Below are 20917 nucleotides of genomic sequence, written 5' to 3' on the forward strand. Positions count from 1 at the left end.
ATGAAAGCGAACGTACTTATAACAACTGAAGATATGGCCCATGAACAATGGTTAGAAGCAAGAAAAGCAGGTATCGGTGGATCTGATGCAGCTGCTATTGCAGGTTTAAATAAATGGAGTTCTCCAATTGCGGTTTATTACGACAAAACAAGTGAAACAGTTAAAGATCAATTACCAAGTGAAGCAGCTTACTTCGGTAATGTGTTAGAGGAAATTGTAGCAGAAGAATTCAGTAAACGTACTAATTTGCAAGTTAGAACATGCAACGCAATCTTACAACACCCTGAATACCCTTGGATGCTAGCAAACGTGGACAGGTTGGTTGTTGGTGAAAAGGTAGGGCTTGAGTGTAAAACAGCTTCCGAATACCTAAAAAAAGAGTGGGAAGGTGAAGAAATTCCAGCTTCTTACCTTCTACAGTGCCAACACTATATGGCTGTAACGGGTTATAAAGCATGGTGGATTGCGGTGTTAATCGGTGGCAACAAATTTATCTATAAAAAGATTGAACGTGATGAAGAAATCATTCAGTACCTAATCGATATTGAAAAAGACTTCTGGTTAAACCACGTAGAAAAAGGGATTCCTCCTATGTTCGACGGTTCTGAAGCATCATCTACATTACTCAAAGAAATGTATCCAGATTCGGTTGAGGATAGCGAGATTGAGCTAGGAAATGAAGTTGAGTTATTAATAGAAGCTCGTGATCAGGTAGATAAAGAAATTAAAGCGTTAGAAGAACAAAAAGCAGAGTATGAAAACAAAATTAAAGCAAAACTTGGTTCAAATGAGATTGGGAAAACAGAAAATTACAAGGTTTCTTGGAAAACACAAATTTCTAATCGGATTGATAGCAAGCGTTTAAAAGAAGAACAACCGGAATTGTACAAACGGTATACAAAGGAATCTAAAAGCAGAAAGTTCACAGTTAAATAGGGAGGAAATGAACAATGGCAAACAATGAATCTATTAAAAATCAATTAGCAAATCGTACTGAAAACAAACCAGCTAGCCCAGAACAAACAGTTGAAGCTTATATGAAGAAAATGGGTCCAAGAATGGCTGAAGTATTACCAAAGCACATGGATATGGACCGTATGAGCCGTATAGCACTTACAACGATTCGAACTAACCCAACACTATTAGAATGCACTGTTCCTTCTCTTATGGGGGCTGTGATGCAGGCAGTGCAATTAGGGTTAGAACCAGGGTTACTTGGTCATTGCTACTTGCTTCCATTTAACAAAAACGCAGGTACAAAACAGAATCCTCAGTGGGTTAAGGAAGTTCAATTCATCATCGGATACAAAGGAATGATTGATTTAGCGAGACGTTCCGGTCATATCCAAAGCATATATGCTCACGCGGTGTACGAAAATGACGAGTTTGAATACGAATTAGGGTTACATCCTAAGTTGACACATAAACCTTCATTTGGAGATAGAGGGAAGTTCATTGGAGCTTATGCAGTAGCTCACTTCAAAGATGGTGGATATCAAATGGAATTTATGCCAGAAAGCGAGATTGAAAAGCGAAGAGGTCGTTCTAAATCAAAAGACTTCGGACCTTGGAAAAGTGATTATGAAGAAATGGCTAAGAAAACAGTCGTGAGATCGATGTTTAAATACTTACCAATCAGTATTGAGGTTCAAACGCAAGCACAGCATGACGAAGTAGTTAGAAAAGATATTACGGCAGAACCTGAATTTATTGAGGTGGAAGAACCAAATGAAGAAACAACAAACCAAGAACAATCAGAAATTGTATTTGAACAATGATCGAAAAACAAAGCAAGGTACTCCTTCCGGCTTGGTGCTGGAAGGATGCCAAATCAACTGACGAAGTAAAACAAAATGTACTGAAATATATAAATCCGAAACGCTACCCAGGTTATAGGGTCCTGAAAGTATCGAAAGGATTTGCTATCTGCGAACGGAGTGATGGTTGATGTTTAAGATACCTGTAAGAAGACAAACGCAAATAGAAATGATACAAGCTACAAATGATTTGATTGAAAGAGGTTTTGATTTCTTAACACCAATCAAACCGATATATAAGAACGGTAAATTTTATGAGCAAAGTGGTAGAAGTTTTCAAGGGAAACATGAATTTAGAACAATCGGATATGTGGATAATGTCAGCTATGAATGTTGGATGAAGAAGGTGAATTAAATGGCTAAATATAGACACGTACAGACTTCATTTTGGTCAGACGCAAGAGTTTCAGAAGAAATGACACCAGAAGATAGATACTTTTATCTCTACCTAATGACAAATGAACATACTAACCAAATCGGAGTTTATCAGATAACTAGAAAGCAAATGGCTTTCGAATTAGGTTACTCAATCGAAAGTGCAAAAGCTTTGTTAGATCGTTTTATAAATCATCATGAACTTATTGTTTATAACGAAGAAACAAGAGAGATTTGCATACTTAACTGGGGAAAATACAACCTTAATAAAGGTGGCAAGCCGATTGAGGATTGTATTAAAAAAGAGCTTAAAAGTATTAAAGATTTATCGTTAGTAAGACTGGTGTTAGAGCGAACAGAAAACACCTCGTTAGTACAAAAAGTCAGTGTTTATGCGGGTCTTGACGATACGTCACACGATACGTCCGCGATACGGGGACAAAAAGAAAAAGAAAAAGAAAAAGAAAAAGAAAAAGAAAAAAAGACTTCTCGTCACAAGTTTGAAACTTGCGACACCAACGGGGCTAAGTATCTCTTTGAAAAAATTAAGGGTAACAACCCTAAACAAAAAGAGCCTAACTTCGATAATTGGGCAAATGAATTTAGATTAATGCGAGAACGTGATAACAGGGAACCACAAGAGATTAAAGATGTTATCGATTGGTGCCAAGCTGATCCATTCTGGCAAGGTAACATTTTATCTCCTAAAAAGCTACGTGAGAAGTTCGATCAACTTACTATTCAAATGAATTCAAAAAAAGGAGCGAAGAACAATGCAGAGAGCGGCGGCAGCAATACCAACCGATATAGCCAAAAAGGTGAATATGACTATGGATTCTGATGTATGTGATACCCACGGCATGAATAAGATGAAGTTCGGTGGACAAGTTGTTTGCCCTCGATGCTTCCTTGAAAACGAAAGTAAGAAGCTTCAACAGCAGGAACAAGCGAAATACGATGCAGGTAAAGCAAACGAAAAGAAATTCATGTTCCATCAACAAAGCATGATTGCAGATAGCAACATTAAGAAAGCTAACTTTGATAATTACCAACCTACCAGCGATGAAGGAGCGAAGAACCTTGAACTTGCAAAGGTCATTGCAACGGATTATCTAAACGGAAAGATTTTTAACACGATTATGGCCGGGAATTGCGGAGCGGGGAAAACACATCTTGCTTATGCAATAGCAGATCAGCTTGCAGGAGCAGGGAAGTCAGTTGTCTTCGTTACAGTAGGCGAATTGCTACGGAAGATTAAAAGTACATTCAGTAAAGAATCTACATTAACTGAAGATGCAATTATAAGAGGCTTAGTAAGAGCGGAAGTATTAATAGTTGATGATTTGGGAGCTGAGTTAGGCGCATTAGATGCAAATACAAAAGCAACAAACTTCATTAATAGGGTGCTATTCGATGTTTTTGATGGCAGGCAAGGTAAATCTACTATCTTCACGACAAACCTCACAGGGAAGCGTTTAGACGAGGCATACGATGAACGGATTGTATCGCGTATTCTCAATAATTTCAGAACGATCACTTTCAAAGAAACAAAGGATTACAGAAGAAAGGCATTGCCATTTTAAAAGGGGGAAATTGAAATGTGTGCATGTAATGGAACGGGAGTAATTCAGAACGACATTGGAACGGGTATGTATCAGTTTGGACCATGTGTTTGCGAAGCAGGGAATCAAACGCCTGAGGAAGTGGATAGAAAGCGTCATGCCGTTATGGCGAGACTAAGAGCAATTCATAAATTACAAATGGAGGGGAAATGGGATGGGGAAGTTCGAAACGGCAGAACAGCTTGAGAATTACACGATTTCACAACAGACCAAAAAGTATATGAAAAAGAAACGACGCAATTTGTATATTCCTCTTGAAAAGTATGACCTGGTATTCGACGAAAAAGAAGTAACTCGTATGAAAGAACTATGGAGAGATAACAAAACGCTAGCAGAAATAGCTGAAGAAATGGGACGTCATGAAATGGAAATAGCGGTTCTCATTATGGATCAAGGTGATAAGCAAAGAATTAATAAGCGTCCAATGGGGTTAGGAGCATGAAACAACTAACACTGGAAGATGTAGTTGGGACTTTCGATTACAAAGCAAAAAGTACGGCCGAGCAATTCCTAGCGAAGCCTAGCGTCATAACGTCATACGAGGTTCACTTCTTCGACCAAGACGAAAGGCAAAAGATGGACTGCTTTGATACTGATACCGAAAGTGAAGCGTGGAATGAAGCGATAGAAGAACATGGTAAAGGCATTCAGAAGATTGAGATAAAACATTCAAATCGTACAAGGACTGAGTTTCTAGCTCTAGATTAGGAGGGAGAAAATGCCGAGTTGGATAAGCGAAGAAAATTTACAAAAAGCATTAAACAACGGGATTAGCTACCACACGTTGTACGACAGGATTAGAAGTGGTTGGACGATAAAAGAAGCGATAACAACACCTCCAGTGCGAGGGGGGATATTCACAAAAGAAGAGAGAGAAATTTCAGAATCAAATGGAATATCTTACAAAACTGCATACGCAAGAATTGTTGTTATGGGGATGAGTGTAGAAGAAGCGATAACGACTCCATTAAGACCGCATAGAGGACGTAATCGTAAACATGGACAATGGAAGGAAATTGCATTAGAGAATGGCATTCCGGAACATAATTTTTATAACAGATTGGGATTAGGTTGGACATATCAAAACGCGGCAACTAAACCAGTGAGACGAAAAGGTGAAATAGAGAAAAAGTGGTTAGATATCGCAAAGAACAACGACATTGGATATCATACGTTCCTTTCACGGATTTGCACTCAAAAATGGGACATCGAACGAGCGGCAACAACGCCAGTCATTAATACGGGAAGACGTTGTTCAGTGAAGGTTAAGGAGGAAGCCTGAAATGACAAGAATGTACAACGAAGTTATCACAGACGAACAATATTTAATTGCAAACAAAAACGGTATTTCAAGGAGGAATGTATATCAACGTGTAAACGAATATGGCTGGCCAATAGAGAAAGCTATTACGCAACCTCTTCTCAATACAAAGAAAAAGAAAACAGATCGTGCGTTAATGCTGTTAGCTGAATCGAATGGAATTAATTATGGAACTTATAGACAGAGAATAAAAGACGGAATGGATCCCCGTGAAGCTGCTATAAAACCTACTGTAAAACACATAGAGCTTCAGATTGCACTAGATAACGGTATTGGAATTGAAACATTCTACACGCGTATTAGGAGAGGGATGACGCCTTACGAAGCAGCAACAAAGCCATTAAAAAATAGGAAGTTTTCTGAAGAGTATAAGGAAGAATTAAAAATTGCTAAAAGAAACGGAATTACTTATCAAAAGTTTTATAACAGGGTTATGAATTTAGGTTTCGATCCAATGGAAGCTGCCACGAAACAGTCGATTAAACAAAGTAACAGCAACTTAGCTATAGCGATTAAAAACGGAATCAGCAAAAACACATATTACCAACGTATCCATAATGGGTGGAGCGAAGAAGATGCAATGACAATTCCAGTAGTAAAAAACAAGAGGTATTTCAGTCGTGAACAAAAAGCGAATCTACATAGAAGTACTACTGCATAAAGGGATTTATAAGGAAGAAGACACAGGACGTCAGCTGTATGAAATGAGTGAACAGGAGCTATTCGAATTAATCAAAGGAGATGGGGAGAATGAGGATTTCATTATCAGATAGAGTTTTGCATCAAATTGTTAGTGAGGTTTACAGCAAACATGAAACAGATAGTGAAGTAAGAGGAGTATACCTTTGTAGTGAATTGTTTGATCTTATTGAGGTTGATGGAAAAGTAATTACAAATGTAAGTGGAGCATTTGTTTTTGATATAAACAGATACACAAGCGAAGATACTGAAGGCTACTCAGATGTAATCATAAATAGATACGACGACATGGATTGCATGATTGATTTCGAGTGCGAATAAAAGGAGATGGGGAGAATGAGAGAGATTAAGTTTAAAGCCTATGTAAAGGAAATGAATTTGGTGTTGCCAGTACTTTCAATACAATTCGATTTTAAAAAGGTAGAAGTGCCAGCAACATATTCAAATCATATTGATACGGAGTATTTCAACTTTGAACAAGTGGAGTTGATACAGTATACAGGGCTAAAGGATTCAAAAGGAAACGAAATTTATGAAGGTGACATTGTAAAAATTAGTGATCATCCATTCCAAGGTTCAATTGATATAAATGGGAATTACGAAGTTTACTACAACGAATATACAGAATTAAGTTGTGGTGGTTGGTACTTGTTCAGAATGAAGCATTACGCTGAAGTGATTGGTAATAAGTTTGAAAATAGAAACCTATTAAAAGGGGCGGATAAAGAATGATGGAATTACAAAACGGTGTTTATGAAATTACTAAATTATTAGCAGAAGCGAAGGAGACTGAAGAGAATGGCAACTAAGATCATTATGTATACAGGTGATAATTGCGGTAAATGCAAGAGAGCAAAAGAAATGTTAGGGAATTGTCCGGTTGAGGTTGAGATGGAAGAGTTAAATGTTGATGAAGTTCCAATGCATAGACAAGTGCTGACTAAAGTTTATGAATCTAACACTTTACCAACTTTCATTATAGGCGGAAATGTATATAGGGGTTTTGATGAGAACATTGGCAAGATCATGGAGCATTTAGGACTGTAGGAGGGATTGCATGAAGAAAGAAACGAGAATTCAACTCGAATCAGAATTAGAAAGTGTTCAAAGCGATGTTAGCAACACGAAGTTACATATCCACATGTTAAACCTGGAGAAACAAAAATCAGAAAGAAATCTATCAGAATTAGTTGATCGCAAAAATAAAATTATCAAGTTACTAAAAGGGGCGTAACGGAATGGATTTACAAGTGAAGATTAAGCGAGTGAAAGATGTGGAATTGCCGAAGTATGCTAAACCAGGGGATTCAGGTTTTGATCTTGTAGCAGCAGAGGACACAATTATTTGGCCAGGCGAAACAAAGGTCGTACCTACAGGATTGTGTTTTGAGATTCCACCAGGATTCGAATTGCAGGTGAGACCACGTAGCGGGATTTCACGTAATACTAAATTAAGAGTGATTCTTGGAACTGTAGACAGTGGTTTCAGGGGTGAAGTTGGAGTCATTGTAGATAATACAGAACGTAACTTAGGAACGAATATGAAAGCTCATATTATCGAAAGAGGAACGCGTATTGCTCAGGGAGTTATAGCACCGGTGGAAACAGCTCATTTTGTTGAGGTGGACGAGCTATCGGATAGTGAGAGAGGAAAAGGCGGGTTCGGATCAACGGGAGTAAAGTAAGACAAAATTTGAATTTTGTATAAAACGAGGTGAACAAAATGACATGCAGCAATTGCGGCAAAAGAACTTACGGTGGATATTGTGATTGCATGATAGTAGATGGAGAGTTTAAGGGTGCCTGGTGGTTAGAAGAAAAGAAAATGGAGGGAAACAAAATGAATGTAAAACCAATTGTTGTACCTAATAGAGATGCATCAGGTTGGTTACATGGAACAAAAACTGTAGCTGTTGAGTGGAATTGTCCAACTTGTGGAGAAGAGATGTCTGAGCCGAAAATAGAAAGTTTTTGTGAAGATGGAGAATGGTATGCAGTTCATAAATGGGATAACGTATGCGGTCATGTTGCTAAGTACACGGATTTAAAAGAAATTTAACAAAAGCGTTATTTGGTTGGAAGGGGAGCGGAAAATGAAGAAACAACGTTGGAGAATTACTAAAGTTAAAAAATGCTGCGTATGTAAAGGGAACGTCGATAGTACTAAAGATTATGGTATTTGTTCAGGGCCACAAAACGTGTGGTATTGGTGCAATGGATGCATGATGAGCTTGAGGGGGGAATAAGAAATGGACAAGCAAAAACGGATTGAAATTGTGAATTCACTTATTAATTACTTAGGAGATCAAGAGAAAGATTTCTTTAAATCTAAACATAAAATAGGCGAGTTTAAACATGATGGTAAAAACCTATGGTTCGTTGATGGATTTACAAATGTAGCAATGCGTATGACACGTAGCCCATACAAAAACAAGAAACAAAGCCACTACTTCTCAAAAGGTGGAACTATGTGGGGATTAGTTAGGGATTTTACTGACTTTATATTTGGCAATGATGATTCAGATGGAGCGAATGGTTATGGTGGTTTGTACTGTTCTCATTGGGGATGGCCAAAGGAAGAAATGAAGAAAATGCGTGAATACGCAAGGGAAATCGGATACTTAAAAACTTCATAAAATAGTTATTTTGTGATGAATAAATAAAAGAACCCGCTGGTTATAAACGAGTTCTTCGTAACAGGTGCACCAGGAACACCAGGAAGCTGGTCCAGAGCAATCTAGGTATTCACTTGGATGATATTACTATATGTAAAATGGGGAAAACGGTTAATGAAATTTAAACAAAATTCTTATTGTATGACCAAAAATAAAAGAACCCGTTTGCTATAAACGGATTCTTCTCTCAAGGTCTGCAAGAAATTCAAGGTAACTGGACCAGAGCACCATATTGAATTTCTTATGATATTAATGTATTCAAAGAAATCTAAAAGATGAATGGGAATTAAATAAAATCTTTATTTAAATAAAAAGAGCGCTAATCGAGAGCGCTCCTTATACCTCATTATAACGACAGTGACGAACTCACATTATTTAGAAAGGCACTATTATTGTATGTCAAAGTATGAGAGTAGTGAATGGATTTAGACAAAATCGGTATTTGAATAGAAAAAGAGATAGGGTTCACAACCCCATCTCTTCCAACAGAGATAAGTGCAGTTTTGCTTCTTCGCAATTTGGATTAATACAGTAATGAATAAACGAATGTTCATCGTGTTGTATGAGAGGTTGATCACAAGATACACATGTATATAGTGAGAGCATTTTATATACCTCCTTACAAATTATGGATTAATTTTAACATAGTTTTAGCTGGTTGAGGAGTAAGAAAAAATCGTTATTTAAATAAAAGAAACCCCGTTTGTCCGCGGGGTTCCTAAGGGTAATTGTCAAGTAATGACGTACTCAACTAAATAACCATATCATGAATTTTTTTGTAAAAACACTGGTAAATGTGTCCAAAAAAATGAGGGCATCATTTTCAACAAAAACGCTATTTGAATAGAAAAGGAGAATGAATGATGAAAACATTTGCTGTAACGTATACGGAAACAAAGGTATACGAGGGAATTGTAGAAGCGGAAACATTAGAACAAGCAGCTGATCGTGTTCGTGATGGATATGTGGAGGAAGAAGAATTAATTGAAAAAGATATAACTATCGATGAGTTAAAACTAGATCAAACGGAAGATTCGGATAATGTTCGAAGTTTGGTTGTTAATTGCGGAGAATATGAATTTACTAGATTTGAAAGTGCTGTACGAAATTTGGAACAAGAATATGGTTATGAAGGCGAAGCTTGGGAAATGGTTGTGGCAAGTGGTGATTTAGAGATATTAAGTGACTTCTTAAATGCTGATGGTTTGGATGCAGAAATCGAATAAAAACTTCATTTTAGTAGAAAGCGAGGTGGTGATATGAGTCTTACTTTTATAGACTTATTTGCTGGAATTGGAATGTTTCGGATAGGGATGGAGAAAGCCGGACACAAATGCATCGGTTGGGTTGAATGGGACAAAGATGCTAGAGCGACATACGAATCTATGCATGATACGAAGGGAGAATGGACCGAAAATGACATTAGAAACGTTACCGGATCAAGAATACCAGCAGCAGATATATGGTGTGCCGGTTTCCCTTGCCAAGACATTTCAAAGAACGGAAGACAAAAAGGATTGGCAGGAGAAAAATCAGGACTCTTCAGAGAGGTTATACGAATCATTAGGGAAGCAGATGAAGTTAAAAAACCCTCAAGATTACTCTTTGAAAACGTTGAAAACTTGTTACGAGTTAATAAAGGATGGGACCTTTTCCGTATTCTCTCTAGCTTGGATGAAGTCGGGTATGATGCAGAATGGCAAACTATCACCTCAACCGAGTGCGGAATTCCTCAAAATAGAACAAGACTATTCATTGTCGCACATCTTAGAGGACGAGACACCAGACGAGTATTTAGTTGACCTGGATCGAGTAAAAGATTGTGTAATTGGTATCTGCGAAGGGAAAGTATTTGTTCGTGAAGCTACAAAGAAAGGGTATAACATTGCATACCATGGTGACACGGTGAATTTAACTTTTCCTACATCTAAAACAAGAAGAGGACGTGTCGGTAAGGGAATAGCACAAACCCTACTCACATCTAGAGAACAAGCTGTCTTAACTAATGACGATAAGTTGAGATGGCTTACGGAAAGAGAATCATGGCGTTTGCAAGGTATACCAGATTCGTATTTTGAAAAGGCAGCTGCAGTTACTTCGAAAAATCAATTATATAAACAGGCTGGTAATGGCGTAACTGTAGATGTTGTGTACGAGATAGCAAAAAGGTTATAAAAATTTCATTTTGTAGAAAAATGAGGTGCTCAGATGAAAGGCTCTACAAAGTATCAACTATTAAAAGATGATTTCGATCATGCTGTAAAACAAATTGAATTGAGGAATAAAGAAATTGAACTTCTTAGAGCAAGTCGTGATCAATCTATACACGAATATCGCCAATTGTTTAATGAACGGATGAAACTTAAAGAGGAAATTGAGTTTTTAAAAGATGATGTTCAAATAAGGGATGAACATATTGAAAGACTCGAGAAGGAATTACAGGAATATAAAAGAGCAGCTAGCAAAAGCTAACTGCTCCTTTTGACAAAAGATTCCGGGCTGCCAACACTGTTAAGAAAGCAGCTTATAGATAGTATGCACAAAGTTGTGCTAATTATTCCAATTAATAAAGGACAGCTAGTGAAAGCTAACTGTCCAGTCTTTAGAGAAAGGGAGGAATAAAAATGGGTATATAAAAATTCCTCCATCTACAGTATTGACGGAATATTGAGTTTTATTCAGGGGAGGAAGAGGAAAATGAGTAGTGCATGTACATGTCATATAGATAAAGATAAGTGTTTGTGGTGTAAAACGGGAGTTTATTGCAGTACTTTTGGATCAGAAAATTCTCAAGGAGTTTCGGTGAATTTTCCTGATGGTAAGGTAATTAGATTTCATACATTAAATATGGAAGAAGCTCATAACTTAGCGGACATCTTAGATGAGTTTGTAGTTGGAATCGGAGTGGAGGATAAGAAAAATGATATTTGGTAATGGATTTACTCGTATGTTGCTTTGTATTTGGTTATGGCAATTAATCAAGAGGTTAGGACCTGCATTTTTAATAGGAGTAGGAACAGGATGGCTTATCTGGGCATGATTTTTGAACAAAATAATCCTTTGAATAGAAAGCGAGGTTAAAAGAATGGAAGGTAACGTAAAAATATTAGGCGCAGACGGAATGTGTGGAATGGAGTTCACGGGAGATAAGGTTAATGTTTATAACGATGAAGGACATGTAATGGAGAGTATGACAACAAGGGAGCATGTTCAGGAAGTTATTGATTTTCTTGAAGAGTGTAAAGAACAAATGGAATAGAAAGTGAGGATATAAGTTGTTCAAGCGTAAAAAGAAGACAGGCCGTATTAATAGTAGAAAAACAGTTGCACTAGGAATTGAGTTTGATAGTAAAACAGAAGCGGAGTATTACCTGGTATTGAAGAGTAATCCTGAGGTTGTTGAGATTGAGCTACAACCTCAGTACCTGCTCCTTGAAGGGTTTTATATTACAACACGAGATGGCAAGCGAAAGAAACGTAGAGACTGGAAATTCACAGCAGATTTTCTTGTTACTTATAAAGACGGAACGCAGGAAGTGATTGATGTAAAAGGCTATGCAAATGATCGCTTTCCATATTTTAAGAAGATGTTTGAACATAGATACAAGCAGGAGTTAGTTGTAGTTAAGAAGGACAAGCAAAAAGGCTGGATTAGAGAATAAGGGGTGAGTGTTATAAAAAGATACGAAGGTACAAGAGAGTATATGTTGTTTCGAAAAGAACCAGGGTTTGGAGATAATCAGTGCGTTACGATATTCGATGTATTAACGTATCAGGAGTTAATGGACCATTTAAATGATGGATGGCGGTTTAGTAGTGGAATAACAGTTGGGCAAAAGACAGCTTAATGGATAGCGGAACCATGCTTCACAGTGTGGTGGGGGCTGTATTGTAAGTATCGTTCCCTTATTCAACAAAGAGATAGTAAAATTTCACGTACCTTACGTGATGTTAAAAAACAAATTTAGAAATAGGGGGATTACAGATGGAGCAATTAGCATTCTTTCCAGAAATCACGAATGAGGAGTACAAAGATATACAGAGAGAAGTTGCAAAGTCATTGCTTAATTATAGAGCTTTAAAAGTTCGTATGATTAATCAGGAAGAGTGTGCAGCAGAAAATATCAGTAGTCCTTTCGTTGAAATACGTAATACAAAGAAAATAAAGGATATAAAGTACATTCAAATGAAGCGAGCATTAGAACATGCTCTTGATCCGGAGCAGAGAGAAATTATTGAAAGGAAGTATCTTAATAATGGATTGATGAGCGATAAAGCTGTAAAGGCACAAATGATGATGGAGAATAATTGGTTCTATACGCAAAAGAGACATGCAATTATGGCGCTAGCTGAAGCGTTATTGATTATATAAAAAGGAGAATGATATATGGATTTTTTAGTATTGTTATTTGCGCACTTATTGGCAGATTACCCATTACAAGGAGATTTCTTAGCAAATATGAAAGGTAAGAATCATATTGTACTAGCTACACACGCAGGGATATGGACAGGAACAGTATTAATCGCGGCATATTTCTTAGGTTATAACATTACTTATATTGATGTAGCTTGGATGTTTGTTGTTCACGTTGTTGCAGATTACATGAAAGCGAAACCTGTAGGCTTCTATAAGAAATTAGATTCATTAAAATCAGGATTGTTAATCGATCAAGCGATACACATTTTGCAAATCATAGTGTTCCTAATTTATAAGAATATGTAATTAAAAAACACGGATAAAATGCGGATAAATTAACGATAAAGGAGCGGATAAGTAGATGTGCGATTCAAATTATTATTATCTTACAAGCTCATTAACGAGCTTTGGACAGCCCTTTGACAACCGCATATCGAAGAGGATTAGTACACCTATCAGTGAAACGTTCTTATGCGAGAATGTCACGGTAACGTATACCGCATAGTAGGGCGGGCAAGGCGGTAAGAACCCGCGTTAAGACGAAAAGACCAATGAATGTATAACAATGACATATTCCAGTGTGGCGGGTGTGAGATTACTCGCATTCGTCATGCTGTTTCTATTATATTTAACATTCAGCTCAGAGACCGCCATGTCCTCTGGGTTGATAGTGAATATAATACTCTGTATTCTTTGTTAAAGTTGTTTCTTGAAAATGGAATGGGGGTGGTTGCTCTTAAATGAGTAACGAAACGCTTGCATTCTAAAAATCTAAAACATACGTAATCTCGTACATTAGTAATTACTCACGATTCTTATTAATGACCAAAACGAGGGCAGAGAGCTTCCGCTCTTTGTTTGAGCTAATACAACTGAACTTCCCCCTTAGTTCTATGTGTTGGTTCAAACAGGGGGACGGAATAAACATATTCCCTCTAGATATAATCACATTATCAAGCATAATTGGCCAGCAAAGGTGAAAATGACATTAAGTAGCCGAAGTATTGAGCCGACTCTACGGAGTATAAACGAGAAGATTCTTAGTCTTCTCTAGGTCACCGAACACAGGGCGTGTAGCCATACTAGTTGATGCGGTGGCTTGGAGAAGGTCGAGAGTACTCAGCCTTGAATTCACATAAACATATCTCCTTATGTACGAACGTGAATTATTTCTCCCATCCCCTTTAATATTTTTATAGTTGTAAAAGAGCTGTCACTATGTAGTGATGGCTTCTTTTTTAGGAAAGGATGAGGACATGAGTAATAATAAAATTAATGTAAATATGACAGTTATAGAAAATAACGAATTATTCGAAAGACAATTAAGCGATAGTGAATTTAGTTACGATGAGACTGCCAAACAATTAAGGACCGTAATAATTCCTATGAAAGATAATAAAATTATAGTTGTTCCTTATCTAAAGAGTGAACTATAGCATCCATAACGGGTGCTTTTTTCTTTGTTATATAGAAATTACACATTAAACGTGAAGATGAACAAAATGGACATTTGGTTAGGAGGATGATTATGTATTGTATGGATTGCGGAAAACAATTAATTACGATTAACTATACCTCCGCTTGTACAAAGTACGAATGCAAGGAATGTAACAGTTACTGGTTCAGGAACACTGTAACTTCAGTAGAGTGGAAGAAACAAAAGAAGAAGCATAATGATTAAACCAATAGCAATTATCGTAGGCGCTGCCGTGATCTGGGTGGCGTCTTGTTTGTTGTTAAGGAAAGATAAGGGGTGAGGTAATACCATGACAGAAATTACTGTGTTTTTAAAGGATAATAAAAGACAGGGTTTGTACACCGATATGGAAGAAATTGAAGTGTTACAAATACTTAATTCGAATCGTTTTATTAAGCTTAATTATTATGACGGAGAAAATTGGAGAGTAACGTTGTTGAATTCAGATGAAATTTTATCGGTTGACTTCTAACAAAACAAACGAACACAACGAACGAAAATAAAGGAGGCAGAACATGCTAGATAGTAAGACTAAAGAAGTTGTAGAAAGAGTGTATGAGCACGCTAAACAATTTGTCATTGAACATCAAAAAGTATCTGTTTCTTTCATTCAACGTAGATTTCGAATTGGTTACACTGCAGGGGCTACAATAGTAGAACGTTTAGAAGAAGAAGGTATTGTCGGTCCTGAAAAAACTAATTTACATCCAAGAGACGTATTAGTAAAAGAATATAGACCAGGATAAAAATAGAGATAGTTAACAAGGTGAAGTTTATGCAGGAAATAACGGTGATTAGGTACTGAAAATGGCGTAAAATCAACGATGCATAAAACTTGTATAAAGGGTAAAAACAAGAATCACTCAACCACGGGCATTTCCCGATTTAACTACTGCAATATAATAACTATTATGTAAACTAAAACTGCTGGGTCTATTCATTTCCCTGCATAAATTAGTTTTCGTTATGGATTTTTTAAAATATGATTCTTTTGAGGTGATTTCGTGCTGATCTATACAGTTATGATGTGGGACCATGCTGATACGGATATTATGTTAGCTACTGCAGACAGAGAAGAAGCGTTAAAAGAATTTGAATCATGTGTAGCGTTCTCTTTGCAAGTTTGGGAGAAGGGTGAAGTGCTAATTGAAATGATAAATAGTGAAGGTGAATATTTCGCTGATGGCGGATTAGAAAGATATCCGGAAAAAGGACATCAGTTATTTAATGAGATCGTTGAACAATTACAGTAGCGAATCCGCTGCTTTTTTATTTTATAAAGAAAAAAGCCCTACCTGGGCTAGATACTTTTCTTCATGCCGCATTTACGGCATTCTCTTAAATAGATGAAATCTTTAACGGAACTTTTGAATGCGGTATTTCCGCAATTATCACAGCGACCACTGATTTTGTCAGGGTGTTCTGTGTATGTGTATATCTTGCTTAGATCGTACTTTTGTTCAGGTTCTTTATTTTCCATTAGTCTCACCTACATATCAATCTGAATTAATACAGCTTTACCATAATAACATGAAGCATTCATATAATGGATGTTTTTTTATTTTATAAAAAGAACCCGCTGGAGTTCGGGTCCTTTTCATAAGTGATGATGCATTCTCCGTTTGGGAACTGAGAAAAACACAAAAATATAATAATACGAGTTTTAGAGAATTTCAAGACTAAATTAGGGATTACCATGAGGGGGAGTTATAACGAGTTTCTTCCTATTAATAAAGAAGGTGGTGGGTGATGTGAAGTGAAACAAAAACACGAGTTAGCTCAAGAAGATTACATGCAAGGTATGAAGTATAAGGAACTGGCTGAAAAATATGAGGTCAGTGTAAATACCGTAAAGTCATGGAAGACCAGATATAAATGGGACAGAAAAAGTGTGCATACAAAAGAGGAAAAAGTGCGCACACAAAAGAAAACAGGTGCACCCATTGGTAATAAGAACGCAGTTGGTAATTCGGGTAACAAGAACCCTAAGTATGGTAATAAGAATGCTGTAGGGCATGGTCCACCAAAAGGTAACCATAACGCTATGACGCATGGGTTATTTAGGAAGATAATCCCGAGTGACGATCCACGTGCAATGGAATTGCTGGATGAAATACAAAACCATACTGAATTAGATATGCTATTCCATTCTATTCAACTGCAATACTTCAACATCCTTAATTCACAACGTATTATGCATGTTCGTACTCAAAATGATATGTCAAAAGAGATGATTAGCGAATCACTGAATGGAGACGCGTATACAGTGCAGTTTGCATGGGATAAACAAGCTAATTTACTTACAGCTTATTCGCGCGCTATGACAGCGTTATCCTCTATGATTGAACGATTTGATAAGTTAGCAAATGCTGATGATGAAAGAAGATTGAAGCTAGAGCAGATGAAAGCTAACATTGAAAAAACAAAAGCCGATACAGCTCGTATTAAAGGTGAAGATGGTGATGAGTACGAAGATGACGGTTTCAAAGAGGCGCTAGAAAGCAAGGTAGAGGAAGTGTGGGATGACCATGGCGACGATTCCGAAGCGTAAAAAGAAACCTGCTCCATTCAAATTTAAACCATTCTCCAAGAAGCAGCTGAAAGTATTAACCTGGTGGAAGCCTAACAGTCCCGTTAAAGATTATGACGGGATTATTTGCGATGGTTCTATCCGTGCTGGAAAGACAGTATCAATGGCACTTTCTTACGTTATGTGGGCAATGGAATCATTCGAAGGCGAGAACTTTGGTATGTGTGGTAAAACGATTGGTTCGCACCGTCGTAACGTTATAACGCCACTTAAAAAGATGCTGAAGTCTCGTGGGTATAAGGTTAAGGACCATCGCAGTGAGAATATGCTTACTATTACTAAAGATGGTGTGACAAACTTCTTTTATATCTTTGGTGGTAAGGATGAAAGTTCTCAGGATTTGATTCAGGGTATAACCGCGGCAGGAATGTTCTTTGATGAGGTAGCGCTTATGGTGCAAAGCTTTGTCAATCAGGCGACTGGACGTTTATCGGTTACTGGTTCAAAAATGTGGTTTAACTGTAACCCGGCAGGACCGTATCACTGGTTTAAAGAGAAGTGGCTGGATCAAAAGAAAGAAAAGAATCTACTGCACCTTAAATTCTCTATGGACGATAATTTGTCATTAGACGAGAAGACGAAAAGAAGATATCACCGTATGTATAGTGGTGTATTCTATCGCAGATATATCAAAGGTGAATGGGCAGCTGCTTCTGGACTAATATTTGATATGTTTGATGAAAAAGTACACAAAGTCGAGTCTGTTGATCGTAATTACGTTGAGTATTATGTGTCCTGTGACTACGGTACGCAGAATGCAATGGCGTATGGTTTATGGGGTAAATGTATTGAAGAAGGCGACAAAGAAGTATGGTACAAAATAAAAGAGTACCATTATAGTGGCCGTGATACAGAGAAGCAGAAAACTGACCAAGAATATTACGAAGACTATGAGGAGTTCGTTGGTGATTTGCCAATCAAAGGAACTGTAGTTGACCCTTCTGCAGCTTCATTTATCGCTGTGTTGATGCGTAATAAGAGGAAAGTATATAAGGCTCGTAACAATGTAAAAGAAGGTATAGGTAACGTTGGTATAGCACTGAATACTGGCAGAACATATTTTAATGATTGTTGTGTCGAGACATTTAAAGAGTTTGCCTCTTATATATGGGATGAAAAAGCGATACAACGTGGTGAGGATAAACCTCTCAAAGAGAATGACCACCACATGGATGAAACGAGATACTTCATTAATACAATTATATTTGGATTGCGTAAAAAGAAGAAAAGGAAATGAGGTGAAGTAACTTAATGACGAAGAAAAGACAAGTTAGTGCGAAGGTAATTAAGGCAGCAGGAACAAGTACACAGGTGCTATCCCGTCAACAAGAGAGCGAAGATGAAAAGTATGCTGTAAACGACATCATAGAACCACCTTATAGAATAGAAGACTTACAGCAAATCAGAGAAAATAGTACAATTCTTGGTCAATGTATTGATGCATACAAGCGAAATATAGCTGGATTTGGTCATGAAATGAAGTATAAGCAAGAGGATGACAAGGAAACTCCTGAAATGAAGGCAGAGTGGACTCTAGTTGATACAGAAATCATACCTTTATTTAGTTTCGACAAGCCATTCAAAGAGATCCTTGAAACTGCTATTGATGATAAAGAGACAACTGGCAATGGTTATATAGAAGTTATTCGTAATTTAGAAGGAAAACCCGCTGAATTAATAAATATGTTACCGCAGTACATGCGAGTGACGCGTAAGGATAATAAACCTCAAGACGTAACGTACTTAGTAAACGGGAAAGAAATTAAACGTAAGAAGATATTCCGTCGCTATGTACAACGAGTAGGAGCAGTAGATACTTACTTTAAAGAGTTTGGTGATCCTCGTTTTTTAAATAAAGAGACGGGTGAGTTTTCCGATGTTTCATTAGGAGAGAAAAATGCTACTGAGGTCCTGCATTTGAAGATTGGGAATGGTCCTTATGGCATTCCACGTTGGGTATCGCATGTCGTTCACATGGTTGGTGCGAGGAAAGCGGAAGAGTTAAACCTACGCTATTTCAAACAAGGCCGTCATATTCCAATGGCTATCTTATTGAAGAATGGCATCTTATCAGATGAAAGTGAAGCAGCTCTTACCGATTATGTTTCAAATGTTGAAGGTGAAGATAATCAACATAAATATCTCTTGTTGCAAGTTGAAAATGCAGAAGAAGGTGTAGTTGGTGATACACAGCCAAACATTGATATAGAGTTGAAATCATTAGCAGATGTATTGCAAAATGACGCTCTATTCCTTGAATATGATGAGAAGTCGCGCCAAAAAGTGCAATCAGCATTCCGTCTTCCTGATGTATATGTAGGGTATATTCGTGATTTTAACAGAGCAACTGCTGAGTCTGTACGAGAGATTACAGAGGAGCAGGTATTTGAGCCTGAGCGTAGCAATTTAGAATTCATCATTAATAACGTTCTGCTGCTTCCATATGGATTAAAACACGTATATGTGAATCTGCGTAAGTCAGAGATTAGTAATACTGAGGATATGGTTAAAACCATTGAGGTACTTGCTGATAAGGGTGGATTGACTTTCCAAGATGTGCGTAATATCGCTGGCAATATGCTAAATAAAGAGTTCTCAGATTATGATATGCCTGAAGCGAATGAACCGGTCGCTTTAGTAATCGAAAGACATCGTAAGGTGAGTGGTTGGCAGAAGGGATTAAGCGAAACGTTGCAAAAGTCAGCTGATGGTAATTCGAATGAGGATTTAGTCAATGTAATGAAAGACTTACGTGACTTACTGGAGTCGATGCAAAATGCAGAAGATTGATAAGTTACTGGATTCATTGAATGAGTGGATTGAAAAGGCTGATACTGACGATTTCACGGCTTCATTACCTGCTGATTTAGAAGTATTGGACATGTTACCAGGATACGTTGAGGAATTTGAAAAAGAAATAGCTAAACTGCTTCGAAAGCAGAAGAAATACTTTATAGATGGAATTAAGAACTATACGAAAAAGGATGCTGTGGAGAAGGGTATTAAGATAAAGGATATCATCGACTTTGTTACTGGTAGCCTATTCGGAGCTGATACCTTTGCTAAAAGCTTGAGTAAAGCAGCGAGGAAGTTTCTTAATTACACAATGAAGGATATGACAAAAGCTTTCATGGATGCAATTGACCCTGATATTCAGTTTAATACCTTCTCAAAACGTACTACTAAGTGGATTGATAGTTGGTCTGATGAATTAGGTAAGATCATGAAGATTAACTCTCACAAAGCAGTAGAACGTATCTTAAACGAGGGATTAGAGAAAGGGAAAGGTATAAAGGAGATTGCAAGAGAACTTGCGAAGCTTCCGGAATTTGACCGCAAAAGAGCGAAGACTACAGCGCAGACAGAAGTACTCGCTGCATGCTCTGCCTCTCAATTCGAATCATATCGCCAATCCCCTGCGGTTACAGGTAAAAAGTGGCGTCATAGCGGTGCAAAGAATAACCAACCACGTGATAATCACGTGGCGTATGACGGTACAACGGTGCCGGTAGAGGAAGAGTTTGAATTACCTGGTTCTGGTGAGAGGTGTATGTTTCCGCGCGATAGCTCTCTATCTGCTAAGGAGAGAGTTAAGTGCAAATGCGTTATGTCTCCTGCTGTAGATAACAACATATTAGGTCTTTCTGAAGAAGAGAAGCAGAAGATTAGGGAAGAAACATTGAAGGAGTTGAATAAGTAATGGATGAAGAATCTAAAAAGAAATATGTTCTTGAATTCGATGAACCTCCTGCACTTATATTTGTTTCTCATGATAGCAGAAGAGAAGAAGTGTACATGCATGGGGAAAGAGTTAAGGATTGGACTGCAATAAAAATTGATTCTGCTATCGATAAAATCACTGAATATGATTTAAGTCTTGTATCATTTAAGTCGAAAAAAATAAATAGTTTTGAAAGGAGGTGA

39 protein-coding genes are annotated in these 20917 nt (G+C 37.4%); 37 read left to right on the plus strand and 2 right to left on the minus strand.

Annotated features, from left to right (window positions below; translation table 11 throughout):
* The 18 genes from ACTFRN_RS26500 to ACTFRN_RS26585 all read left to right on the plus strand — a co-directional run bounded on the left by ACTFRN_RS26500 (position 1) and on the right by ACTFRN_RS26585 (position 8470).
* Positions 1-936 (plus strand): YqaJ viral recombinase family nuclease, encoded by a 936-nt coding sequence (locus ACTFRN_RS26500; protein ID WP_252213255.1) that lies wholly within the window; start codon positions 1-3, stop codon positions 934-936.
* A gap of 14 nt (positions 937-950) precedes the next feature.
* Positions 951-1778 (plus strand): recombination protein RecT, encoded by an 828-nt coding sequence (gene recT, locus ACTFRN_RS26505; protein WP_229181991.1) that lies wholly within the window; start codon positions 951-953, stop codon positions 1776-1778.
* A gap of 169 nt (positions 1779-1947) precedes the next feature.
* Positions 1948-2172 (plus strand): hypothetical protein, encoded by a 225-nt coding sequence (locus ACTFRN_RS26510; RefSeq protein ID WP_200730696.1) that lies wholly within the window; start codon positions 1948-1950, stop codon positions 2170-2172.
* Positions 2173-3033, plus strand: a complete 861-nt coding sequence (locus tag ACTFRN_RS26515; protein ID WP_368500965.1) for a hypothetical protein — start codon at positions 2173-2175, stop codon at positions 3031-3033.
* On the plus strand, positions 3017-3775 hold the full coding sequence (locus ACTFRN_RS26520) for an ATP-binding protein (RefSeq protein WP_088106241.1): 759 nt from the start codon (positions 3017-3019) through the stop codon (positions 3773-3775). Before ACTFRN_RS26515 ends, ACTFRN_RS26520 begins: the two co-directional genes overlap by 17 nt.
* A 15-nt stretch (positions 3776-3790) precedes the next feature.
* Positions 3791-4000 carry a hypothetical protein gene (locus ACTFRN_RS26525; RefSeq protein ID WP_134656511.1) on the plus strand — a complete coding sequence of 70 codons (210 nt, stop codon included), beginning with the start codon at positions 3791-3793 and terminating at the stop codon, positions 3998-4000.
* Positions 3969-4256: a helix-turn-helix domain containing protein gene (locus tag ACTFRN_RS26530; RefSeq protein ID WP_088106245.1), complete on the plus strand. Its 288-nt coding sequence runs from the start codon at positions 3969-3971 to the stop codon at positions 4254-4256. Before ACTFRN_RS26525 ends, ACTFRN_RS26530 begins: the two co-directional genes overlap by 32 nt.
* On the plus strand, positions 4253-4522 hold the full coding sequence (locus ACTFRN_RS26535; RefSeq protein ID WP_440038688.1) for a hypothetical protein: 270 nt from the start codon (positions 4253-4255) through the stop codon (positions 4520-4522). The genes ACTFRN_RS26530 and ACTFRN_RS26535 overlap by 4 nt, the downstream gene beginning before the upstream one ends.
* A 10-nt stretch (positions 4523-4532) precedes the next feature.
* Positions 4533-5096 carry a nucleoside permease gene (locus ACTFRN_RS26540; RefSeq protein WP_440038690.1) on the plus strand — a complete coding sequence of 188 codons (564 nt, stop codon included), beginning with the start codon at positions 4533-4535 and terminating at the stop codon, positions 5094-5096.
* A 1-nt stretch (position 5097) separates the two neighbouring features.
* Positions 5098-5796: a hypothetical protein gene (locus ACTFRN_RS26545; protein WP_065107706.1), complete on the plus strand. Its 699-nt coding sequence runs from the start codon at positions 5098-5100 to the stop codon at positions 5794-5796.
* Positions 5756-5908, plus strand: a complete 153-nt coding sequence (locus ACTFRN_RS26550; protein ID WP_440038691.1) for a Fur-regulated basic protein FbpA — start codon at positions 5756-5758, stop codon at positions 5906-5908. Before ACTFRN_RS26545 ends, ACTFRN_RS26550 begins: the two co-directional genes overlap by 41 nt.
* The gene (locus ACTFRN_RS26555) at positions 5886-6155 is read left to right on the plus strand and encodes a hypothetical protein (RefSeq protein WP_440038692.1); all 270 of its coding nucleotides are present in this window, start codon (positions 5886-5888) and stop codon (positions 6153-6155) included. Before ACTFRN_RS26550 ends, ACTFRN_RS26555 begins: the two co-directional genes overlap by 23 nt.
* A 15-nt stretch (positions 6156-6170) precedes the next feature.
* The gene (locus ACTFRN_RS26560) at positions 6171-6566 is read left to right on the plus strand and encodes a YopX family protein (protein ID WP_440038694.1); all 396 of its coding nucleotides are present in this window, start codon (positions 6171-6173) and stop codon (positions 6564-6566) included.
* Between the two features lie 66 nt (positions 6567-6632).
* Positions 6633-6881, plus strand: coding sequence for a glutaredoxin family protein (locus ACTFRN_RS26565; protein WP_341119575.1), 249 nt, complete (start codon positions 6633-6635; stop codon positions 6879-6881).
* Positions 6882-6891: 10 nt separating this feature from the next.
* A complete protein-coding gene (locus ACTFRN_RS26570) occupies positions 6892-7068 on the plus strand; it encodes a hypothetical protein (RefSeq protein WP_000712438.1) in 177 nt (58 codons plus the stop codon).
* A gap of 4 nt (positions 7069-7072) precedes the next feature.
* Positions 7073-7519: a dUTP diphosphatase gene (dut, locus tag ACTFRN_RS26575; protein WP_000365734.1), complete on the plus strand. Its 447-nt coding sequence runs from the start codon at positions 7073-7075 to the stop codon at positions 7517-7519.
* Between the two features lie 38 nt (positions 7520-7557).
* Complete coding sequence (locus tag ACTFRN_RS26580; RefSeq protein ID WP_438907705.1) at positions 7558-7893, plus strand: hypothetical protein; 336 nt, start codon at positions 7558-7560, stop codon at positions 7891-7893.
* 190 nt (positions 7894-8083) lie between these two features.
* Positions 8084-8470: a hypothetical protein gene (locus ACTFRN_RS26585; RefSeq protein ID WP_088106252.1), complete on the plus strand. Its 387-nt coding sequence runs from the start codon at positions 8084-8086 to the stop codon at positions 8468-8470.
* Positions 8471-8974: 504 nt separating this feature from the next.
* On the opposite strand, the gene ACTFRN_RS26590 is transcribed toward ACTFRN_RS26585, so the two are convergent.
* A complete protein-coding gene (locus ACTFRN_RS26590) occupies positions 8975-9115 on the minus strand; it encodes a hypothetical protein (protein ID WP_000950346.1) in 141 nt (46 codons plus the stop codon).
* 257 nt (positions 9116-9372) lie between these two features.
* Here ACTFRN_RS26590 and ACTFRN_RS26595 point away from each other — a divergent pair, with 257 nt between their 5' ends.
* The 14 genes from ACTFRN_RS26595 to ACTFRN_RS26660 all read left to right on the plus strand — a co-directional run bounded on the left by ACTFRN_RS26595 (position 9373) and on the right by ACTFRN_RS26660 (position 15656).
* Positions 9373-9735 carry a hypothetical protein gene (locus ACTFRN_RS26595; RefSeq protein WP_440038716.1) on the plus strand — a complete coding sequence of 121 codons (363 nt, stop codon included), beginning with the start codon at positions 9373-9375 and terminating at the stop codon, positions 9733-9735.
* Between the two features lie 87 nt (positions 9736-9822).
* On the plus strand, positions 9823-10311 hold the full coding sequence (locus ACTFRN_RS26600; RefSeq protein WP_440038714.1) for a DNA cytosine methyltransferase: 489 nt from the start codon (positions 9823-9825) through the stop codon (positions 10309-10311).
* Entirely contained in the window at positions 10199-10684 is a 486-nt protein-coding gene (locus ACTFRN_RS26605) for a DNA cytosine methyltransferase (protein WP_440038715.1), read from the plus strand. Before ACTFRN_RS26600 ends, ACTFRN_RS26605 begins: the two co-directional genes overlap by 113 nt.
* Before the next feature lie 33 nt (positions 10685-10717).
* The gene (locus tag ACTFRN_RS26610) at positions 10718-10981 is read left to right on the plus strand and encodes a hypothetical protein (protein WP_440038697.1); all 264 of its coding nucleotides are present in this window, start codon (positions 10718-10720) and stop codon (positions 10979-10981) included.
* 225 nt (positions 10982-11206) lie between these two features.
* Positions 11207-11443 (plus strand): hypothetical protein, encoded by a 237-nt coding sequence (locus tag ACTFRN_RS26615; protein WP_440038698.1) that lies wholly within the window; start codon positions 11207-11209, stop codon positions 11441-11443.
* A gap of 151 nt (positions 11444-11594) precedes the next feature.
* Positions 11595-11768: a hypothetical protein gene (locus ACTFRN_RS26620; protein WP_440023291.1), complete on the plus strand. Its 174-nt coding sequence runs from the start codon at positions 11595-11597 to the stop codon at positions 11766-11768.
* A 16-nt stretch (positions 11769-11784) separates the two neighbouring features.
* Complete coding sequence (locus tag ACTFRN_RS26625) at positions 11785-12171, plus strand: DUF1064 domain-containing protein (RefSeq protein ID WP_266132645.1); 387 nt, start codon at positions 11785-11787, stop codon at positions 12169-12171.
* Between the two features lie 3 nt (positions 12172-12174).
* Positions 12175-12357 carry a hypothetical protein gene (locus ACTFRN_RS26630; protein ID WP_440038700.1) on the plus strand — a complete coding sequence of 61 codons (183 nt, stop codon included), beginning with the start codon at positions 12175-12177 and terminating at the stop codon, positions 12355-12357.
* Between the two features lie 137 nt (positions 12358-12494).
* Positions 12495-12881 (plus strand): ArpU family phage packaging/lysis transcriptional regulator, encoded by a 387-nt coding sequence (locus tag ACTFRN_RS26635; protein ID WP_440038701.1) that lies wholly within the window; start codon positions 12495-12497, stop codon positions 12879-12881.
* A 15-nt stretch (positions 12882-12896) separates the two neighbouring features.
* Positions 12897-13232, plus strand: coding sequence for a DUF3307 domain-containing protein (locus ACTFRN_RS26640; RefSeq protein WP_258109449.1), 336 nt, complete (start codon positions 12897-12899; stop codon positions 13230-13232).
* A 950-nt stretch (positions 13233-14182) separates the two neighbouring features.
* Complete coding sequence (locus ACTFRN_RS26645) at positions 14183-14362, plus strand: hypothetical protein (protein ID WP_440038702.1); 180 nt, start codon at positions 14183-14185, stop codon at positions 14360-14362.
* 330 nt (positions 14363-14692) lie between these two features.
* Positions 14693-14875: a hypothetical protein gene (locus ACTFRN_RS26650; protein ID WP_440038703.1), complete on the plus strand. Its 183-nt coding sequence runs from the start codon at positions 14693-14695 to the stop codon at positions 14873-14875.
* Positions 14876-14918: 43 nt separating this feature from the next.
* On the plus strand, positions 14919-15149 hold the full coding sequence (locus ACTFRN_RS26655; RefSeq protein ID WP_440038704.1) for a DNA translocase FtsK: 231 nt from the start codon (positions 14919-14921) through the stop codon (positions 15147-15149).
* A gap of 258 nt (positions 15150-15407) precedes the next feature.
* On the plus strand, positions 15408-15656 hold the full coding sequence (locus ACTFRN_RS26660) for a hypothetical protein (RefSeq protein WP_098906869.1): 249 nt from the start codon (positions 15408-15410) through the stop codon (positions 15654-15656).
* 47 nt (positions 15657-15703) lie between these two features.
* Here the strand turns inward: ACTFRN_RS26660 and ACTFRN_RS26665 are convergent, their stop codons facing one another.
* The gene (locus ACTFRN_RS26665) at positions 15704-15883 is read right to left on the minus strand and encodes a hypothetical protein (protein WP_078419486.1); all 180 of its coding nucleotides are present in this window, start codon (positions 15881-15883) and stop codon (positions 15704-15706) included.
* A gap of 276 nt (positions 15884-16159) precedes the next feature.
* Between ACTFRN_RS26665 and terS the strand changes: the two genes are divergently transcribed.
* From terS to ACTFRN_RS26690, 5 genes are read left to right on the plus strand one after another with little or no spacing between them, the layout of a single operon-like run.
* Positions 16160-16954, plus strand: coding sequence for a phage terminase small subunit (terS, locus tag ACTFRN_RS26670; RefSeq protein ID WP_088106261.1), 795 nt, complete (start codon positions 16160-16162; stop codon positions 16952-16954).
* Entirely contained in the window at positions 16926-18230 is a 1305-nt protein-coding gene (locus ACTFRN_RS26675) for a PBSX family phage terminase large subunit (RefSeq protein ID WP_088106262.1), read from the plus strand. The genes terS and ACTFRN_RS26675 overlap by 29 nt, the downstream gene beginning before the upstream one ends.
* A 14-nt stretch (positions 18231-18244) precedes the next feature.
* Positions 18245-19783 (plus strand): phage portal protein, encoded by a 1539-nt coding sequence (locus ACTFRN_RS26680; protein ID WP_098906868.1) that lies wholly within the window; start codon positions 18245-18247, stop codon positions 19781-19783.
* The gene (locus ACTFRN_RS26685; RefSeq protein ID WP_440038708.1) at positions 19770-20693 is read left to right on the plus strand and encodes a phage minor head protein; all 924 of its coding nucleotides are present in this window, start codon (positions 19770-19772) and stop codon (positions 20691-20693) included. Before ACTFRN_RS26680 ends, ACTFRN_RS26685 begins: the two co-directional genes overlap by 14 nt.
* Positions 20693-20917 (plus strand): hypothetical protein, encoded by a 225-nt coding sequence (locus tag ACTFRN_RS26690; protein WP_088106265.1) that lies wholly within the window; start codon positions 20693-20695, stop codon positions 20915-20917. Before ACTFRN_RS26685 ends, ACTFRN_RS26690 begins: the two co-directional genes overlap by 1 nt.

This window comes from Bacillus cereus group sp. MYBK245-2, from assembly GCF_051916145.1.
GTDB classification, from domain to species: Bacteria; Bacillota; Bacilli; order Bacillales; family Bacillaceae_G; genus Bacillus_A; species Bacillus_A pacificus.

Coding starts and splice junctions, on each gene's coding strand:
- ACTFRN_RS26650 (WP_440038703.1), top strand. CDS start 14,693: ATGACAGAAATTACTGTGTTTTTAAAGGATAATAAAAGACAGGGTTTG.
- ACTFRN_RS26580 (WP_438907705.1), top strand. CDS start 7,558: ATGACATGCAGCAATTGCGGCAAAAGAACTTACGGTGGATATTGTGAT.
- ACTFRN_RS26665 (WP_078419486.1), bottom strand. CDS start 15,883: ATGGAAAATAAAGAACCTGAACAAAAGTACGATCTAAGCAAGATATAC.
- ACTFRN_RS26675 (WP_088106262.1), top strand. CDS start 16,926: ATGACCATGGCGACGATTCCGAAGCGTAAAAAGAAACCTGCTCCATTC.
- ACTFRN_RS26510 (WP_200730696.1), top strand. CDS start 1,948: ATGTTTAAGATACCTGTAAGAAGACAAACGCAAATAGAAATGATACAA.
- ACTFRN_RS26685 (WP_440038708.1), top strand. CDS start 19,770: ATGCAGAAGATTGATAAGTTACTGGATTCATTGAATGAGTGGATTGAA.
- ACTFRN_RS26610 (WP_440038697.1), top strand. CDS start 10,718: ATGAAAGGCTCTACAAAGTATCAACTATTAAAAGATGATTTCGATCAT.
- ACTFRN_RS26585 (WP_088106252.1), top strand. CDS start 8,084: ATGGACAAGCAAAAACGGATTGAAATTGTGAATTCACTTATTAATTAC.
- ACTFRN_RS26640 (WP_258109449.1), top strand. CDS start 12,897: ATGGATTTTTTAGTATTGTTATTTGCGCACTTATTGGCAGATTACCCA.
- ACTFRN_RS26565 (WP_341119575.1), top strand. CDS start 6,633: ATGGCAACTAAGATCATTATGTATACAGGTGATAATTGCGGTAAATGC.
- ACTFRN_RS26690 (WP_088106265.1), top strand. CDS start 20,693: ATGGATGAAGAATCTAAAAAGAAATATGTTCTTGAATTCGATGAACCT.
- ACTFRN_RS26620 (WP_440023291.1), top strand. CDS start 11,595: ATGGAAGGTAACGTAAAAATATTAGGCGCAGACGGAATGTGTGGAATG.
- ACTFRN_RS26560 (WP_440038694.1), top strand. CDS start 6,171: ATGAGAGAGATTAAGTTTAAAGCCTATGTAAAGGAAATGAATTTGGTG.
- ACTFRN_RS26600 (WP_440038714.1), top strand. CDS start 9,823: ATGGAGAAAGCCGGACACAAATGCATCGGTTGGGTTGAATGGGACAAA.
- ACTFRN_RS26680 (WP_098906868.1), top strand. CDS start 18,245: ATGACGAAGAAAAGACAAGTTAGTGCGAAGGTAATTAAGGCAGCAGGA.
- ACTFRN_RS26545 (WP_065107706.1), top strand. CDS start 5,098: ATGACAAGAATGTACAACGAAGTTATCACAGACGAACAATATTTAATT.
- ACTFRN_RS26595 (WP_440038716.1), top strand. CDS start 9,373: ATGAAAACATTTGCTGTAACGTATACGGAAACAAAGGTATACGAGGGA.
- ACTFRN_RS26540 (WP_440038690.1), top strand. CDS start 4,533: ATGCCGAGTTGGATAAGCGAAGAAAATTTACAAAAAGCATTAAACAAC.
- ACTFRN_RS26655 (WP_440038704.1), top strand. CDS start 14,919: ATGCTAGATAGTAAGACTAAAGAAGTTGTAGAAAGAGTGTATGAGCAC.
- ACTFRN_RS26615 (WP_440038698.1), top strand. CDS start 11,207: ATGAGTAGTGCATGTACATGTCATATAGATAAAGATAAGTGTTTGTGG.
- ACTFRN_RS26520 (WP_088106241.1), top strand. CDS start 3,017: ATGACTATGGATTCTGATGTATGTGATACCCACGGCATGAATAAGATG.
- ACTFRN_RS26535 (WP_440038688.1), top strand. CDS start 4,253: ATGAAACAACTAACACTGGAAGATGTAGTTGGGACTTTCGATTACAAA.
- ACTFRN_RS26570 (WP_000712438.1), top strand. CDS start 6,892: ATGAAGAAAGAAACGAGAATTCAACTCGAATCAGAATTAGAAAGTGTT.
- ACTFRN_RS26555 (WP_440038692.1), top strand. CDS start 5,886: ATGAGGATTTCATTATCAGATAGAGTTTTGCATCAAATTGTTAGTGAG.
- ACTFRN_RS26605 (WP_440038715.1), top strand. CDS start 10,199: ATGCAGAATGGCAAACTATCACCTCAACCGAGTGCGGAATTCCTCAAA.
- dut (WP_000365734.1), top strand. CDS start 7,073: ATGGATTTACAAGTGAAGATTAAGCGAGTGAAAGATGTGGAATTGCCG.
- ACTFRN_RS26530 (WP_088106245.1), top strand. CDS start 3,969: ATGGGGAAGTTCGAAACGGCAGAACAGCTTGAGAATTACACGATTTCA.
- ACTFRN_RS26525 (WP_134656511.1), top strand. CDS start 3,791: ATGTGTGCATGTAATGGAACGGGAGTAATTCAGAACGACATTGGAACG.
- ACTFRN_RS26635 (WP_440038701.1), top strand. CDS start 12,495: ATGGAGCAATTAGCATTCTTTCCAGAAATCACGAATGAGGAGTACAAA.
- ACTFRN_RS26500 (WP_252213255.1), top strand. CDS start 1: ATGAAAGCGAACGTACTTATAACAACTGAAGATATGGCCCATGAACAA.
- ACTFRN_RS26590 (WP_000950346.1), bottom strand. CDS start 9,115: ATGCTCTCACTATATACATGTGTATCTTGTGATCAACCTCTCATACAA.
- recT (WP_229181991.1), top strand. CDS start 951: ATGGCAAACAATGAATCTATTAAAAATCAATTAGCAAATCGTACTGAA.
- ACTFRN_RS26515 (WP_368500965.1), top strand. CDS start 2,173: ATGGCTAAATATAGACACGTACAGACTTCATTTTGGTCAGACGCAAGA.
- ACTFRN_RS26645 (WP_440038702.1), top strand. CDS start 14,183: ATGAGTAATAATAAAATTAATGTAAATATGACAGTTATAGAAAATAAC.